Here is a 12,772-nt window from a genome sequence, read left to right as displayed (position 1 = left end):
CAGCGAGCCCCTGCTTGGCCGTGTGCGCCGCGTCGAGCCGGCCGGCTTCACCAAGGTTTCGGCCCTGGGCGTGGAAGAACAGCGCGTCTGGGTGATCGTCGAGATCACCAGCGATCGCGAGCGCTGGCAACGCCTTGGCGACGCCTACCGCGTCAATGCGCACTTCGCGCTGGAAAGCCGGACCGACGTGCTGCGGGTTCCCGGCAGCGCCCTGTTCCGGGGCGACGATGGCGGCTGGGCCGTCTTCCGCGTGCAGGGCGGCAAGGTGTCGCTGGCTTCCGTCGAACGTGGTTTGCAGGGCGGGGCCTGGGTCGAGGTCCTGGCCGGCCTGGGCGAAGGCGACATCGTTGTCGTGCATCCTGACCGCGCCCTCACGGACGGCAGCCGCGTGCGGGTGCGCCAGGGCAGTTAGAGCACCGCGCCCTGGGCAATGCCGTGGCGGGTGCGGCGCTCGTAGGCGCCGTCGCGCACCGAATGCCGCAGCTGGGCGCGGAAGAAGACCCGCTGCGCTTCGCGGCGCAGGTCCTGGCAGCTGTCCTGCACGCCAAGTCCCGTCAGGCCCTCGTGCAGGTAACGCGCGCTGTCGACGGCGATGTCGCGGTGCCCTTCTTCGTGACGCTCAAGCGCGTCGCGCATGCGCTGCCAGTCTTCCGCGATCGACTTCGGCGGCGAACCGTCGTGCGCCCACTCCGGCAGGTGGATGGTGACGTCCAGGCTGACCACCAGGCCCTTCAGCCGGCAGCCGCCCGGCACCGGCTCGAGTTCGTAGCGCATGCCCAGGTCCTGGGCGGTGCGGGCGACCGAACCGCCGCCATCGCCTTCATCCACTTCGCTGGCCTGCGCGTGCCGCAGCGCCGAACGCAGCTCGCGACGCGTGGACCCGCGCACCGGATAGGTTTCGCGCCGTTCGTTGTACTCAAGGCCCGGCGGGAACTGGCTTGCCGGATCGGCGGCGGCCAGCATCAGGCCGGCGATCAGTACCATCATCGTGAAACCTCCTTGTCCCAGCCCTGCAGGCAAAGGTCCTTTTCGATCCACATCTGGTTGAGCCAGGCCTGGAAGCGCCGGCGGTAGTCGCGGTCGCCTTCGTAATCGGCGCCGACGAACCCTTCTGGAATGGGCCGTTCGACCACGCGCACGCGCACGGTGCGGATGCGGTCGGCGAACAGGTCGGCCAGGCTGGGCTGGGCGCGATCGTAGTGCACCGTGACGTCCAGCACGCCGTCGAGCGCGTCACCCATGGCGCCCAGCACGAAGGCCGCACCACCGGCCTTGGGCCGCAGCAGGTGCCGGTAGGTGCTGCCCTGTGCGGCGTGTTTGGCCGGCGTGAAACGCGTGCCTTCGACGAAGTTCATGATCGACACCGGCAGGTGCCGGAATTTTTCGCAGGCCCGGCGCGTTGCCGCCAGGTCGCGCCCGGCCAGTTCGGGCCGGCGCGCCAGCTGGCTCTTGGTCGCGCGCTGCATGAACGGAAAATCCAGCGCCCACCAGCACAGGCCCAGCACCGGCACCCAGATCAGCTGGCGCTTGAGGAAGAAGCGCAGCAGCGGGATGCGCCGGTTGAAGATCTTCTGCAGCACCGGGATGTCCACCCAGCTGCGGTGGTTGGCCAGCACCAGGTAGTGGCCGCCTGGCCGCAGGGTTTCCAGGCCCTCGACCAGGAAGCGGGTGCGGGTGAAGCCGTCGATCATGGCGCTGTTCATCGCGATCCAGCTTTCGGCGATGCCCGGCAGCCGGCGCTCGAGCCAGCGCTGCAGCACCGGCACCGGCAGCAACTTCAGCAGCCCCGCGACGATGAGCACCGGACCATGCACCAGGGTGTTGGCGATGAAACCCAGCGCGGCCAGCGGCACGCGCAGCGCCGACGGCAGGCGCAGGAACAGGGATCGCGGCGCCGGCACTGCCGATCCGGACGACTCAGCCATGGGCGAAAAACAGGAAAGGCAGTGTCACCAGGCCCAGCATCAGCAGGATGCCCAGCACGGTCGCCAGGGCGCGCAGCGGATCTTCGCGGAACGCCGACCAGGCGCTGGGCGCACGGCCCTCGGCAATGGCCTGGGCGCGTTCGCGGCGCATGCGCTCGCCACGCTCCGCCTGGTAGGTGGCCAGGTATGCCTTCGCCACATCGGCCTGGCTGTCGTCGGGCAGCCACAGTCCGCCGCCGGAAACGCCCCAGAGGCTGGGTTTGGTTTCGTAGTAGTCGATACGGTGGTCTTCAAGCAGCGAACGGACTTCGTCGGCTTCGTCGTCGGGCACGTTTCGCAGGTTGAGCAGCAGGGTCGGCATGGTCAGTCGCCCTGCTTCGATTCGGTGTCCGGATGCCGGGCCCGCAGGAACTGCACGAGGCCGTCGAGCTGCAAGGCCTGCACCCGGTCAACCACCGGCGCGAACGCCGACAGGTCGTCGGGGCTGTAGCCGCCGGCGCGATACCACAGCGTGATGCGGGTGCCGCCCTCCTCGGCCGGCGCCAGGCGGAACTCAAGCGTGCCGTCCAGGCCCATGCCCTTGGCCGACTCGCCCCACCAGGTGGGGTCCGCAGGCCACCAGACGCCCACGTGGTTGACCAGCGCGTCCCAGGTTTCATCCGCCGACGAGGGCACCAGGGCACTGTTCTCAAGCGTGAATCCTTCCGGCCGGCTGTCCTTGACCTCGCCGGCCGCGGGCAGCGGCAGCAGGCAGGCCAACAGGGCAATCACGGGCAAACGCATGGGCAATCTCCGGCTCGGTGCCCCATTTAGCCCGCCCCGGGCCGGCGCTGGCAAGCCCGGATCAGGGCGGGGAAGCGCGCAGTTCAGCCAGGCGTTCGCGCTGTTCCTCAGTGAAAGCGTGTTCGGTCAGCAGGCGCTGGCCGTCCGGTGTCTGCAGGGCCAGCGGCAGCACCCGCACGCGCACCGGCGTGCCTTCGGGCGGCGCCCTGAGCGCCCAGTCACTGTCCCCGCGCGGTGTCATCGTCACCGCATCGCCGCCGCCCGGCGCCAGCGGGTCGGCCAGCGGCACGTCGAAGACCTGGTCGAGCCAGGGACCGCCCCCGCTTTCGTTGGCGAAGGTCGCCAGCAGCGAAACCCGCGCCACCGTGACCGTGCTGCCATTGGCCAGCGCCACCTTCACCGTCGGCACCTGCTGGCCGGACAAGGGGTCGGGCCCGTGGCCGTAGCTGGCCTGCAGCACTTCGAAGCCGGCCACGGCCTCGCGGGACGCAGCCACCTGCGCCTCCAGGCGTTCAAGCTCGGCGCGCTCGGCGGCCACGGCCGGGTCCGTGGCCGCCCCGGCATCCGCAGGATCACTGGCCTGGCAGCCCAGCAGGCCGGCAACCAGCAGCATTAGGAGGACGTTTCTCAACATGGGGGGCTCCGTAAAAGGGAAATCGCAGGCACGCCACGGCGTTTACAGGGTCAGTCTAGGCGCAGCTCCGTGGCCGCGGACAGCCGCCCGGCGGCCCGGGCCTCCCCTTCGGCGGCGCGGGGATGCCAGAATCGGGGCCTGTTTTTGTCCGGAACCGCCCATGGCCTCCAGCCTGCTTGCCCTGCTCGACGACATCGCCACCCTGCTCGACGACGTGTCGGTGATGACCAAGGTCGCGACCAAAAAAACCGCCGGCGTGCTGGGCGACGACCTGGCGCTCAATGCCCAGCAGGTGGCGGGGGTGAAGCCGGATCGCGAACTGCCGGTGGTGTGGGCGGTGTTCAAGGGCTCGGCGCGCAACAAGCTCATCCTGGTGCCCGGTGCGCTCGCCATCGCCGCCTTCGAGGCCTGGCTGCGCGGCCGCGGCTGGGACATCCCGATCATCGTCACGCTGATGCTGATCGGCGGCGCTTTCCTGTGTTACGAGGGCGTGGAAAAGCTGGCGCACAAGTTCCTGCATTCCCCGGAGGAAGACGAAGCCGAGGTCGCGCGGCTCCTGGAGGCGGCCGCGGACGAAAAGATCGACCTGGTCGCTTTCGAGAAGAACAAGATCAAGGGCGCCATACGCACCGACTTCATCCTTTCCGCCGAGATCATCGTGCTCACCCTGGGCACCGTCGCCGGCCGGGAATTCAGCGTCCAGATCGGCGTGCTGGTGGCGATTGCCGCGCTGATGACCGTCGGCGTGTACGGCCTGGTCGCCGGCATCGTCAAGCTCGACGACGCCGGCCTGCACCTGAGCAAGCGCCCAGGCAGCGGCTCGATCCGCGCCTTTGGCCGCGGCATCCTCTACAGCGCGCCCTGGCTGATGAAATTCCTGTCGGTGGCCGGCACCGCGGCGATGTTCCTGGTCGGCGGCGGCATCTTCACCCACTCCATTCCGTTCCTGCACCACCTGGCCGGGGCGGCGATTCCCGAGGGTGCGCTGGGCATGCCGGTGACCCTGGTGGTGGACGCCGTGGTCGGCATCCTGGTGGGCATCATCGTGGTGGCGGCGATCACCGCCTGGGGCAAGCTGCGCGGCAAACCTGCCGCGCACTGAACCGCTCAGGGAAGGGCCAGGCGCGCCTTCGGCTGCACGCGGCCGTCGCGCCAGGCTGCCTCGACCAGCAGGCTGCCGCTCAAGGCGAACACGCGCCCGCCTATGAAGAAGGTGCGGACATTGCCGTACCAGTCCCAGCAATCCCCGCAGCTGCGGCCGTCGGGATCCTGCATTTCCAGTTCGCCGGCGCCGGACAGGGAACTGCCCTCGATGCGGGCATAAATCAGATCGGAAGCGAGCTCGTCCGGCCATTGTTCGCTGGAGATCGCGGCCCCCGGCCAGGCCGGCACGCCCAGCAGCAGCGGGCCACCTGGCAATCGGCCGATGTTCACCGCATGGCTCCGGCCCTCCGAGGTCACGTAGCCGGGCCAGGCCAGCGCATCCAGCCGCCGGGGCCGCGGCGCGGCGCTGAGAAGACTCGCGCCGGCACCACCTCCATGCACCAGACCGATCGCCAGCATGGCGTCGTCCGCCGGCTGCAGGAACTGCACGGAATGGCCCACCTGCACGGAGCCAAGCTGGCCGTCGTCCAGGCCCAGCGCCCACACCAGCCCGGAGGTCGGCGTGCCCTGCCCCCGCCAACTGGGCTCGCCGAACCACACCACGTTGCGGTGGAAGCGTACGGTGCTGGCGGCGCCCGGCACCTCGGCGACCGCACGCGGCGGCGGCGGTTCGCCCGCGAAACCGGAAAAATCACCCGCTCCGAGGCGATACAGGCCATAACGCGTGGTCTCGATGTCGTCGTCGTGCACGCCCGCCCGGGCCATGAGCCACAGGCTGCCGTCCGCGTCTTCGCGGAACTGGAAGGCCTGGTCGATGCTGCCATGCACGGTCGCCACCGCGGGCGGCGCCTGTCCGAAAGGCACCCGCAGGATGACCGTCCGCACCAGCGGCCAGGCTTCGGGGGGCAGTGAGTCGTCGGCCGGATGCATCAGGCTGGTTCGATAGGCCTCCGGCGCCAGGCCACCCAGGGCGAGGTAGGCATGCCGCGCCGTCACGTAAAGCTCCGAACGGCCGCTGGCCAGGAAACCCGCGCTGCGACACGCCAGGCGCTCGCCTTCCAGGCCCGCGAGCGGACACTGGAGCACGACGTGCAAACCCGGGAATGCGCCGGGAAGCATGGGGTAATACAAGTCCGTGGCTTCGAGCAGTGGCGTCCAGGCCGGCGCGGCCACGTCGCGCCGCGACCACTCGGGCCAGGCCATGTCGCCGGAAAGTTGCAGCGGCAGGTTCAGGCTCAGCAGCAGGTTGTCGCCCTGCAGCCGCGCGCCATAGTTGTCGCCGTCGAAGTAGTCGTTGCTGCGCAGCCAGAAACGCGCGTCGCGCTGCAGGCGGCCGTGGTCGTCAAGGGTGAACAGCTGAAGTTCGGCCACCGGCTGGACTTCACCGTAGTTGAAGCCAAGCAGCAGCACCCGCGGTCCGAAGGTCAGGATTTCGTCGAACCAGATGTCGTCGTCGCTGTCGTCGGCCAGCCGCAGGCTGCTGGCGTGCTCGAGGACGTGCGTGCCGTCGCGCGCGATCCGCACCACGTGCAAGGTGCCGCCGCGCAGCACCAGCAGGAAGTCGCCCGACTTCTTCACGAAGTCGCCTTCGTCGACACCGCCCTCCTGGTTGTTGGTGATCAGGTCGCGCGGATCCAGGCGCGAACCGGTGACCTCGATGGTCTCGAGCACGTCGGAATCGTCGTCCGGCCGGCCGCCCTTGCAGCGCAGCCAGGCCGGCCTTTCCGCCTTGGGCCGCCGGCACTGGCGCCGCCGGTCCTGCTCGTCCTCCAGGGCAGCGAGACGTTCTCCGTTGGCGAGCAGCTGGTCGAGTTCGGCCACCGAGCCGACTTTCCGCAGGACCGGCGATGCCGTCGCGTCCGCGGCGTGGCCGAGCTCACGGCGTTCAATGGCCGCACAGCCGGACAACAGCGCGAGTGCGGCGACCAGACAGGCGAAGGGCCGCACGTTCATCGAACCACGTGCCACTGGGTCTGCCGTCCAGCCGGGAAGCCGAGTGTCCCGCCGTCGAAGAAACCGCCCTGTTCGAGCTTCACCTGCACCCAGGTGTCGCCCCATTCGGGCACGGGCGAACGCACGTTGCCTTCGATGGCGTAAGCCGTTGACGGATGCAGCGGCCATTCGCTGCCCGGCGTGCCGCCCTGCTGGGCGTCCCACATGCCGATGGTCGGGCCGGCGGCATGGCCGAAGAAACCCAGCGGATGGGTGTAGGTGCTGGCCGCCAGCCCTTCCTCTTCAACCGCGGCATGCGTGGCGTGCAGGATCTGGTCGCCGCTGCGGCCGGTGACGAAGTTCGCCGTCAGCAGGTCCTGCCAGCGGTTGCCCGCGGCCAGGGCCTTGCGCAGGCCTTCAGGCACCTCGGTTTCACCTTCGCGCAGCACGTAGCCCATTTCCTGGGTGTCGGTGCACAGCTTCAGGTAACAGCCACCGATGTCGGTGTGCAGCACGTCACCACGTTCGATGATGCCGGTGCTTCCGCAGAAGACGCTGTCGCGGGCGCAGTCGTCGCCGGCGCGCTGGCGGTTGACGTCCGGATGGAACCAGACCGGCATGCCCAGGGATTCGAGACGCTTGCGGATGTACCAGGCCACGTCGTCGGTGTGGGTCTTGCCCGGCTCGATCACCCGATTCGAAAACGCTTCGGCGATGACCGCGCGGGCCGCGGCCATCGCCGCGGCGTGGTGTTCGCGTTCGGACGCCAGCCGGGTTTCGGTCCAGCGCACCACCAGGTCCTGCGCCGACACCAGCCGGTTTTCGTAGCCTTCCGGCAGTACCGCCAACAGGCGCTGGTGCAGGCCATGGCTGAGGCCGTCGGCGATGGCCCAGTCGCGTGAGACATTGATTCCGATGCGCCTGGGCTCGCGGTCGGCGATCAGCTGGCCCAGGGCCTGCCACTGTTCATCCAGGTCGCCGCCGGCCCAGGCCGATTCGTAGGGTCCGCCCAGCGGGTAACGATTGACGGCCAGGCGCTCGATCGATCCGTCCGCGCGGCGATGGAAGGCCAGCAGCGTGGTCCGGCGTGCCGCGAAACTGGGCTGCGGCACCAGGGTGAAATACACCGGGTCTTCGGCGTATTCGCGCGACAGCACCAGCCACATGTCCAGGTCGGCTTCGGCCATCAGCCGTGGCAGCAGGGTTTCAAGCCGTTCCCCGAGGATCTGGTTTTCGACCCCGATGCGCGCCTCGGGAGCCAGCAGCGTCGGCATTGGCGGCGAATCAGGGGCAGCCGCGGCAGGCACTGGCAGGCACAGCAGCAGGGCCAGGCCCAGGGGTTTGCGATACATGGCGTCGTTATTTCCTGATCGTGCGTTGGCCTTGAGCATACCTTCGGCGCGTGCCGGCGTCGGGACTTCCGGCCCATGCATCGTGGCGGCCCACCGAAGCAAGATCAGCCACTCCCCCCGGCTGGTCTTTCCAGGTGCACCTGCAGCGAATCTCCGCGTTTTCCGAGTCCGGCCGGGGCGGCAATCCCGCCGGCGTGGTCCTGGCCGACAGCCTTCCCGACGACGCCACCATGCAGGCGGTGGCCGCCGAGGTCGGATATTCGGAAACCGTTTTCGCCGCACCCGGCGCCGACGCCTGGCGGGTGCGCTACTTTTCGCCGCTGGCCGAAGTGCCCTTCTGCGGGCACGCCACCATCGCACTGGGCGCCGCCCTGGCCGGGCGCGACGGCGACGGCACCTACGCCCTGCAGCTCAACCAGGCGCGCATCCAGGTCCAGGCCTGGCATGAAGACGGGCAGGTCCTGGCGGCGCTGCAGTCGCCGCCCACGCGCAGCCAGGCCCCGGACCCCGGCCTGTTCGCCGCCGCCATGGACCTGTTCGACCTGGGGCCGGCCGAACTCGACCCGCGCCTGCCGCCGACCCTGATGCACGCCGGCGCCGACCACCTGCTGCTCGCCCTGCGCGACCGGCGCCGGCTTGCGCGCATGACCTATTCGCTTGAAGCCGGCCGCCGCCTGATGCAGGACGCCGGCCTGACCACCATTGCCCTGGTCGTTGCCGAAACGCCGCGCAGCTTCCACGCCCGCAACGCCTTCGCCATCGGCGGCGTTTTCGAAGACCCCGCCACCGGCGCCGCGGCTGCCGCGCTGGGCGGCGCCCTGCGCGACCTGGGCTGGCCGCACGGCGGCGCCGTGGAAATCCTGCAGGGCCACGACATGGGCGCACCGTCGCGCCTGCACGTGAGCATTGGCCCCGGTTCCGGGGAGTCGGTGCGGGTCAGCGGCGCAACCCATCGCATCGACGCCGGCTGAGGCCTACTTCTGCAGGAAGTCGATCAGCTGCTTGCGCTGGTTGGGGCCAAGCAGACGCAGCAGCGGCAGCAGCCGGCCGATCACCGCCGGCAGCTTCGGCATCACTTCCTGCACGCGGCCTGCCTGCAGGTGGTCGAGCACCTCGTCCACGCGCACCAGCTCCCTTACCGGCGCCGCAGCGGCGGGTGCAGGCGTGGCGGGCACCACGGGTTCGGTCGCGACCGACGGCCTGGTCGCCACCGGCGCCGGCACCACGGGCACGCCCGACTCACGCGCCACGTCCAGGCGCGCCTGGCAGGCATCCATGGCCTCGTCCGGGCCCAGGCTGGCATCGGTCAGCGGCGTCAGCACGGCGGCGTGCAGCACCACCGCCACCGGCTCGCCTTCGTGCAGCGGCGGGTTGGCCATCACCTCGGCCTGCAGCCGCTCGACCATGGCGGCAATGCCGGCCTCTTCGCCGCCCGGCAGGCTCAGCGCGAAGCTGCCCAGGCCCACCCGCGCGGCAGTATCTTCCTTGCGGATGCGGGCGCGCAGCAGGCGCGCCACCTGCAGCACCAGCGCCTCGGCGACGTCGCGGCCGTTGTGCAGGAAGAAGCGCTGGAAGTCCTCAACGTCCAGCCGCACCAGGCACAGCGGCTGCTGGTGCCGGCGTGCGTAGGCCATGTCCTGGCGCAGGCGCTCCATGAAGCCGGCCTTGTTGGCCAGGCCGGTCAGGCCGTCGAGCATCACCTGTGACTGCAGCTGGCGGGTGACGCGCTGGTAGGTGGAATGGGCGCGGGCACGCGCCACCAGGTCGGAGGTGGTGAAGGGTTTGGTGATGAAGTCGGTGGCGCCCAGGTCCAGCGCCTTCATGCGCGCCGTTTCGTCGTTCTCGGCGCCGGTGACCACGATCACGGGCAGGCCCTGGATGCCGGCGTCCTGGGCGCCGCGGATTTCGCGGAGAAGCTGGTAGCCGTCCATGTTGGGCATGTTGAGGTCGGTGAAGACCACCTGGATGCCGGTGTCGCGCCCGACCTGGCCCCAGGCGTCGGTTCCGTCTTCGGCGGTGATCACGTCGAACTCGTCGCCCAGCATCTTGTGCGCGGCCTTGCGCATCAACTTTGAATCATCCACCACCAGGATGCGGGCCTTGCCCGTGCCCTCGACGCTCATCGCCTGCCCCTGCCGTGACGGTCCCGGGCCACGTTACCGCAAGCCCGCCGGGGAGCCCAAGATCGGGATCACAGTTCCACGCCCGGTCAGGGCTGCCAGTAGAAATCGAGGGTGCCGGTGACCGGCGCCGCGGCGGTTTCGCGGAACAGGCCGTCGCCCCGGGTTTCAAAGCGCACCCGCAACCGGCCCGCCACGTGTTCGACGACAATGACGCCGCTGCCGCTGGGCAACATGCGCCGCCCGCGCGTGGGGTCCGCTTCTTCGGCCAGCACCACTTCGCCCACGCCCGGGCGGGCGTGCTGCTCGGGGTCGCCCAGCGACACCGCCGCGTATTCGCCGGAGAGATCGGCCAGGTCCTCGGCCACGTTCAACACGACGCGGGCATAGAGGCTGTTGCCGGGGTTGGCCAGTTCGAAGCTGTGCGCCACCACGTGCTCGGCCACGCGCGAGCGGCTGTGGCGGACTTCCGGCGTGCGGAAGCCGTAGGACTGTCCGTCCACTTCGAACTGCACCTGGTTGCCACCGGCCGTGGCCTCCCCCGGCGGGGCCGGCTGCGGCGCCGCCGCGCCGGGCGCGCCACCGCCGCCCTGGCCACCGCCCGCCACGCAGCCCGAAAATGCCAGCAGCGCGCCGGCCAACACCTGGATCCGAATCGACATCAAAACCGGCCCGCCACCACGCCCCGCAGGGCTACTACCCAGGAGTTACGCAGGCCTGCGCCCCACCCGGCCACGCGCCGCGCGGCGTCCCGCCACCAGGTAGACCAGCGCGGCCAGCAGCACGGGCGCCGCCGGCAGCAGCCACCAGGTCGACCAGCTGGCGTCCCTGCGTTCGGCCTTGGGTTCAAGCCAGCGCTTGCGCAGCGCATGCAGCTCGGCGTTGGCCTCCATCCTTGCCAGGCCGGCATCAAGTTGGGCCACGAGCTCCGGGCGGGCAGGATTGACGCCGAAGGCGTAGTCGCGCTCCAGCCAGGGCGCGCTGACCGGCTCAACACCCTCCAGGCCCTGCATGGCGATGGCGTACTGGCCGATGTCGGCCGGCAGCAGGGCGAAGTCGGCGTCGCCGCGCGCCACTTCGGCCAGGACCAGGGATTCTTCGTTGACCGGCTGCAGCACGGCGTCGATGCGTTCGTTTATGAGCCACTCCCAGGCCATGCCGCCGAACTGCACGGCAACCCGCCGCCCGGCCAGCTGCGAGGGCTCCTCGATCCATTCGCCGCCGCGGCCAAACAGCACGTGGCTGCGGCGCATGAAGGGCTGGCTGAAGAGGAACCGCTGCTGGCGATCGGGCGAAACGAACATCGGCACCACGTCCAGCTCGCCGCGCTCGAGCCGGTCCAGGGTGCCTCCCCATTCACCAAACTCGAAGCGCAACACCAGGTCCTGGGAACCGGCGATGCCACGCAGAACCGCCATGTCGAAACCAGCCGCCTCGCCGTCGACACCCAGGTAATGGTGCGGCGGATAGTGGGGGTCACCGCCCACCCGTACCGGCCCGGCGGCCTGGGCGATGGCTGCGGCCAGCCACAGTGCGCAGCCGGCCAGCAGGCGTCGGGCGTTGTCTACCTGCACGCCTGCCGGGTTCCGTTGAGGAAGGTGCCGTTGGGGCACTCGCTGGCAAGTTCGGCGCGCAGACGTCGCAGGCGGTCGGAGACCTCGGCGCGTCGCTCGCGGAACTCGGATTCGCGCTGCTTTCGCTCGGCCTGCAGCCTGGCGTCATCGCGGTTGGCAGCCAGGCGCACGTCCAGGCCGGCCATCACGGCGCGGCGCTCGTCCACCACGCCGCGCAGCTCCACTTCGGCGGCTTCGATGTCGGCACCGAGTTGGGCGACCCGATCCATCGGGCCCTCCTCAACCGGCGCGGCCGGCAAGGACGGCGGGGCGCGGACGCGGCGTTCGCGCGTGCGGTCCGGCTTGCTGGCCTGACGGTCCGGTTCGGTGCTGGCCGTTTCGGAATCACTTTCTGCCGCGGGCGACGCCGTCTGCGCCTCGCCTTCGTCCTGCGCCTCGGGCTCGATCGTCGGGTCGGGTTCGAACTCCATGTGCGGCTTCGCGTCACGGTCGCCCGGGCAGGGCTCGTCCTGGTAGCGGGTTTCGCCGTTGATGGTGCATTTATAAACAGCCGCACTGGCCGGCATGGCCAGCAGCGTGGCGGAGGTCAGGAAAAGCGCTTGCAGCAGGCCTCTCATGGGCTGGAAATCCGTTTGGGGGGACCTTGATCATAGGGCACGCAAACCGGCAGGCAACCCGGCCTCGTTCCGCCGGCTTTGGTCTAGACTGGGTTCGAACGCTTCCCCGAAGCCAAGGAGGTTGCAATGGCCAGTACCGCCCGCAAGTCCCCGGCCCGCAAACCGGCGGCGAAAAAAGCCCCCGCGAAAAAGAAGCCGGCCAAGAAGGTAGCCGCCAGCAAGACCGCCGCGAAGAAAAAGCCGGCAAAGAAGCCGGTGGCCAGGAAGGCTGCTGCGAAGAAGTCCACTGCAAAAAAGGCCACCGCGAAGAAGACCACCGCCAAGAAGACTACCGCGAAGAAGGCCACCGCGAAGAAGTCCACGGCCAGGAAGTCCGTCGCAAAGAAATCCGCTGCGAAGAAGTCAACGGCGAAGAAGTCCGTCGCGAAGAAATCGACGGCACGCAAGGCCGCCGCCAAAAAGACGACCGCCCGCAAACCGGCGGCCAGGAAGACGGCTGCCAAAAAGACCAGTGCGAAAAAGTCTCCTGCGAAAAAGTCTCCCGCGCGCAAGGCGGCTGCCAAACCGGCCGCCCGCAAGCCCGTCGCCGCCAAGGTTCCGGCAGCCAAGGCCGCCGCGCCGGCGCCCATGGCCGCTGCAGCGCCCCAGGCCCCTGCGCTGCCGGTCGCTGCCGCCGCCGCCAACGAAACCGGCAAGGGGCCGCAGCAGGCTCGTTCGCAGAAGGCGCACAT

At 69.7% G+C, this 12,772-nt stretch carries 14 protein-coding genes and 1 pseudogene; 4 read left to right on the top strand and 11 right to left on the bottom strand.

What is annotated here, in order from left to right:
* Positions 1-412: pseudogene (locus AACZ35_RS07675) on the top strand (efflux transporter periplasmic adaptor subunit); the annotation flags it as partial.
* On the opposite strand, the gene AACZ35_RS07670 reads toward AACZ35_RS07675, so the two are convergent.
* The 5 genes from AACZ35_RS07670 to AACZ35_RS07650 all read right to left on the bottom strand — a co-directional run bounded on the left by AACZ35_RS07670 (position 409) and on the right by AACZ35_RS07650 (position 3,342).
* On the bottom strand, positions 409-987 hold the full coding sequence (locus AACZ35_RS07670) for a DUF922 domain-containing protein (protein ID WP_339827871.1): 579 nt from the start codon (positions 985-987) through the stop codon (positions 409-411). The pseudogene AACZ35_RS07675 and the gene AACZ35_RS07670 overlap by 4 nt on opposite strands.
* Positions 984-1,925 (bottom strand): acyltransferase, encoded by a 942-nt coding sequence (locus AACZ35_RS07665; RefSeq protein ID WP_339827869.1) that lies wholly within the window; start codon positions 1,923-1,925, stop codon positions 984-986. The genes AACZ35_RS07670 and AACZ35_RS07665 overlap by 4 nt, the downstream gene beginning before the upstream one ends.
* The gene (locus AACZ35_RS07660) at positions 1,918-2,286 is read right to left on the bottom strand and encodes a DUF6164 family protein (RefSeq protein ID WP_339827866.1); all 369 of its coding nucleotides are present in this window, start codon (positions 2,284-2,286) and stop codon (positions 1,918-1,920) included. Before AACZ35_RS07660 ends, AACZ35_RS07665 begins: the two co-directional genes overlap by 8 nt.
* A gap of 2 nt (positions 2,287-2,288) precedes the next feature.
* A complete protein-coding gene (locus AACZ35_RS07655; protein ID WP_339827864.1) occupies positions 2,289-2,708 on the bottom strand; it encodes a hypothetical protein in 420 nt (139 codons plus the stop codon).
* Positions 2,709-2,769: 61 nt separating this feature from the next.
* Positions 2,770-3,342 (bottom strand): hypothetical protein, encoded by a 573-nt coding sequence (locus tag AACZ35_RS07650; protein ID WP_339827862.1) that lies wholly within the window; start codon positions 3,340-3,342, stop codon positions 2,770-2,772.
* A 160-nt stretch (positions 3,343-3,502) separates the two neighbouring features.
* Here AACZ35_RS07650 and AACZ35_RS07645 point away from each other — a divergent pair, with 160 nt between their 5' ends.
* On the top strand, positions 3,503-4,444 hold the full coding sequence (locus AACZ35_RS07645) for a DUF808 domain-containing protein (protein WP_339827860.1): 942 nt from the start codon (positions 3,503-3,505) through the stop codon (positions 4,442-4,444).
* Positions 4,445-4,449: 5 nt separating this feature from the next.
* Here AACZ35_RS07645 and AACZ35_RS07640 read toward each other — a convergent pair whose 3' ends face one another.
* Positions 4,450-6,399, bottom strand: coding sequence for a beta-propeller domain-containing protein (locus AACZ35_RS07640; protein WP_339827858.1), 1,950 nt, complete (start codon positions 6,397-6,399; stop codon positions 4,450-4,452).
* Positions 6,396-7,730 (bottom strand): M24 family metallopeptidase, encoded by a 1,335-nt coding sequence (locus tag AACZ35_RS07635; RefSeq protein WP_339827856.1) that lies wholly within the window; start codon positions 7,728-7,730, stop codon positions 6,396-6,398. The genes AACZ35_RS07640 and AACZ35_RS07635 overlap by 4 nt, the downstream gene beginning before the upstream one ends.
* Positions 7,731-7,864: 134 nt before the next feature.
* Here AACZ35_RS07635 and AACZ35_RS07630 point away from each other — a divergent pair, with 134 nt between their 5' ends.
* Positions 7,865-8,701 carry a PhzF family phenazine biosynthesis isomerase gene (locus AACZ35_RS07630; protein WP_339827854.1) on the top strand — a complete coding sequence of 279 codons (837 nt, stop codon included), beginning with the start codon at positions 7,865-7,867 and terminating at the stop codon, positions 8,699-8,701.
* 3 nt (positions 8,702-8,704) lie between these two features.
* Here AACZ35_RS07630 and AACZ35_RS07625 read toward each other — a convergent pair whose 3' ends face one another.
* From AACZ35_RS07625 to AACZ35_RS07610, 4 genes are all read right to left on the bottom strand, one after another.
* Entirely contained in the window at positions 8,705-9,853 is a 1,149-nt protein-coding gene (locus AACZ35_RS07625; protein ID WP_339827852.1) for a response regulator, read from the bottom strand.
* 86 nt (positions 9,854-9,939) lie between these two features.
* Positions 9,940-10,512 carry a hypothetical protein gene (locus AACZ35_RS07620; RefSeq protein WP_339827850.1) on the bottom strand — a complete coding sequence of 191 codons (573 nt, stop codon included), beginning with the start codon at positions 10,510-10,512 and terminating at the stop codon, positions 9,940-9,942.
* 45 nt (positions 10,513-10,557) lie between these two features.
* Complete coding sequence (locus AACZ35_RS07615) at positions 10,558-11,424, bottom strand: transporter substrate-binding domain-containing protein (protein WP_339827848.1); 867 nt, start codon at positions 11,422-11,424, stop codon at positions 10,558-10,560.
* Positions 11,415-12,041: a DUF4124 domain-containing protein gene (locus tag AACZ35_RS07610; protein ID WP_339827846.1), complete on the bottom strand. Its 627-nt coding sequence runs from the start codon at positions 12,039-12,041 to the stop codon at positions 11,415-11,417. Before AACZ35_RS07610 ends, AACZ35_RS07615 begins: the two co-directional genes overlap by 10 nt.
* Before the next feature lie 126 nt (positions 12,042-12,167).
* On the opposite strand from AACZ35_RS07610, the gene AACZ35_RS07605 reads away from it, so the two are divergent.
* On the top strand, positions 12,168-12,772 hold a 605-nt coding region (locus tag AACZ35_RS07605; protein ID WP_339827844.1), incomplete at its 3' end, for a histone H1-like repetitive region-containing protein.

Source organism: uncultured Arenimonas sp., assembly GCF_963976025.1.
Taxonomy (GTDB): Bacteria; Pseudomonadota; Gammaproteobacteria; order Xanthomonadales; family Xanthomonadaceae; genus Arenimonas.
Note: the sequence above shows the minus strand (reverse complement) of the source record. Positions and strands in the feature narration are given on the sequence as shown.

Coding starts and splice junctions, on each gene's coding strand:
- AACZ35_RS07610 (WP_339827846.1), bottom strand. CDS start 12,041: ATGAGAGGCCTGCTGCAAGCGCTTTTCCTGACCTCCGCCACGCTGCTG.
- AACZ35_RS07625 (WP_339827852.1), bottom strand. CDS start 9,853: ATGAGCGTCGAGGGCACGGGCAAGGCCCGCATCCTGGTGGTGGATGAT.
- AACZ35_RS07620 (WP_339827850.1), bottom strand. CDS start 10,512: ATGTCGATTCGGATCCAGGTGTTGGCCGGCGCGCTGCTGGCATTTTCG.
- AACZ35_RS07670 (WP_339827871.1), bottom strand. CDS start 987: ATGATGGTACTGATCGCCGGCCTGATGCTGGCCGCCGCCGATCCGGCA.
- AACZ35_RS07640 (WP_339827858.1), bottom strand. CDS start 6,399: ATGAACGTGCGGCCCTTCGCCTGTCTGGTCGCCGCACTCGCGCTGTTG.
- AACZ35_RS07665 (WP_339827869.1), bottom strand. CDS start 1,925: ATGGCTGAGTCGTCCGGATCGGCAGTGCCGGCGCCGCGATCCCTGTTC.
- AACZ35_RS07660 (WP_339827866.1), bottom strand. CDS start 2,286: ATGCCGACCCTGCTGCTCAACCTGCGAAACGTGCCCGACGACGAAGCC.
- AACZ35_RS07645 (WP_339827860.1), top strand. CDS start 3,503: ATGGCCTCCAGCCTGCTTGCCCTGCTCGACGACATCGCCACCCTGCTC.
- AACZ35_RS07650 (WP_339827862.1), bottom strand. CDS start 3,342: ATGTTGAGAAACGTCCTCCTAATGCTGCTGGTTGCCGGCCTGCTGGGC.
- AACZ35_RS07635 (WP_339827856.1), bottom strand. CDS start 7,730: ATGTATCGCAAACCCCTGGGCCTGGCCCTGCTGCTGTGCCTGCCAGTG.
- AACZ35_RS07655 (WP_339827864.1), bottom strand. CDS start 2,708: ATGCGTTTGCCCGTGATTGCCCTGTTGGCCTGCCTGCTGCCGCTGCCC.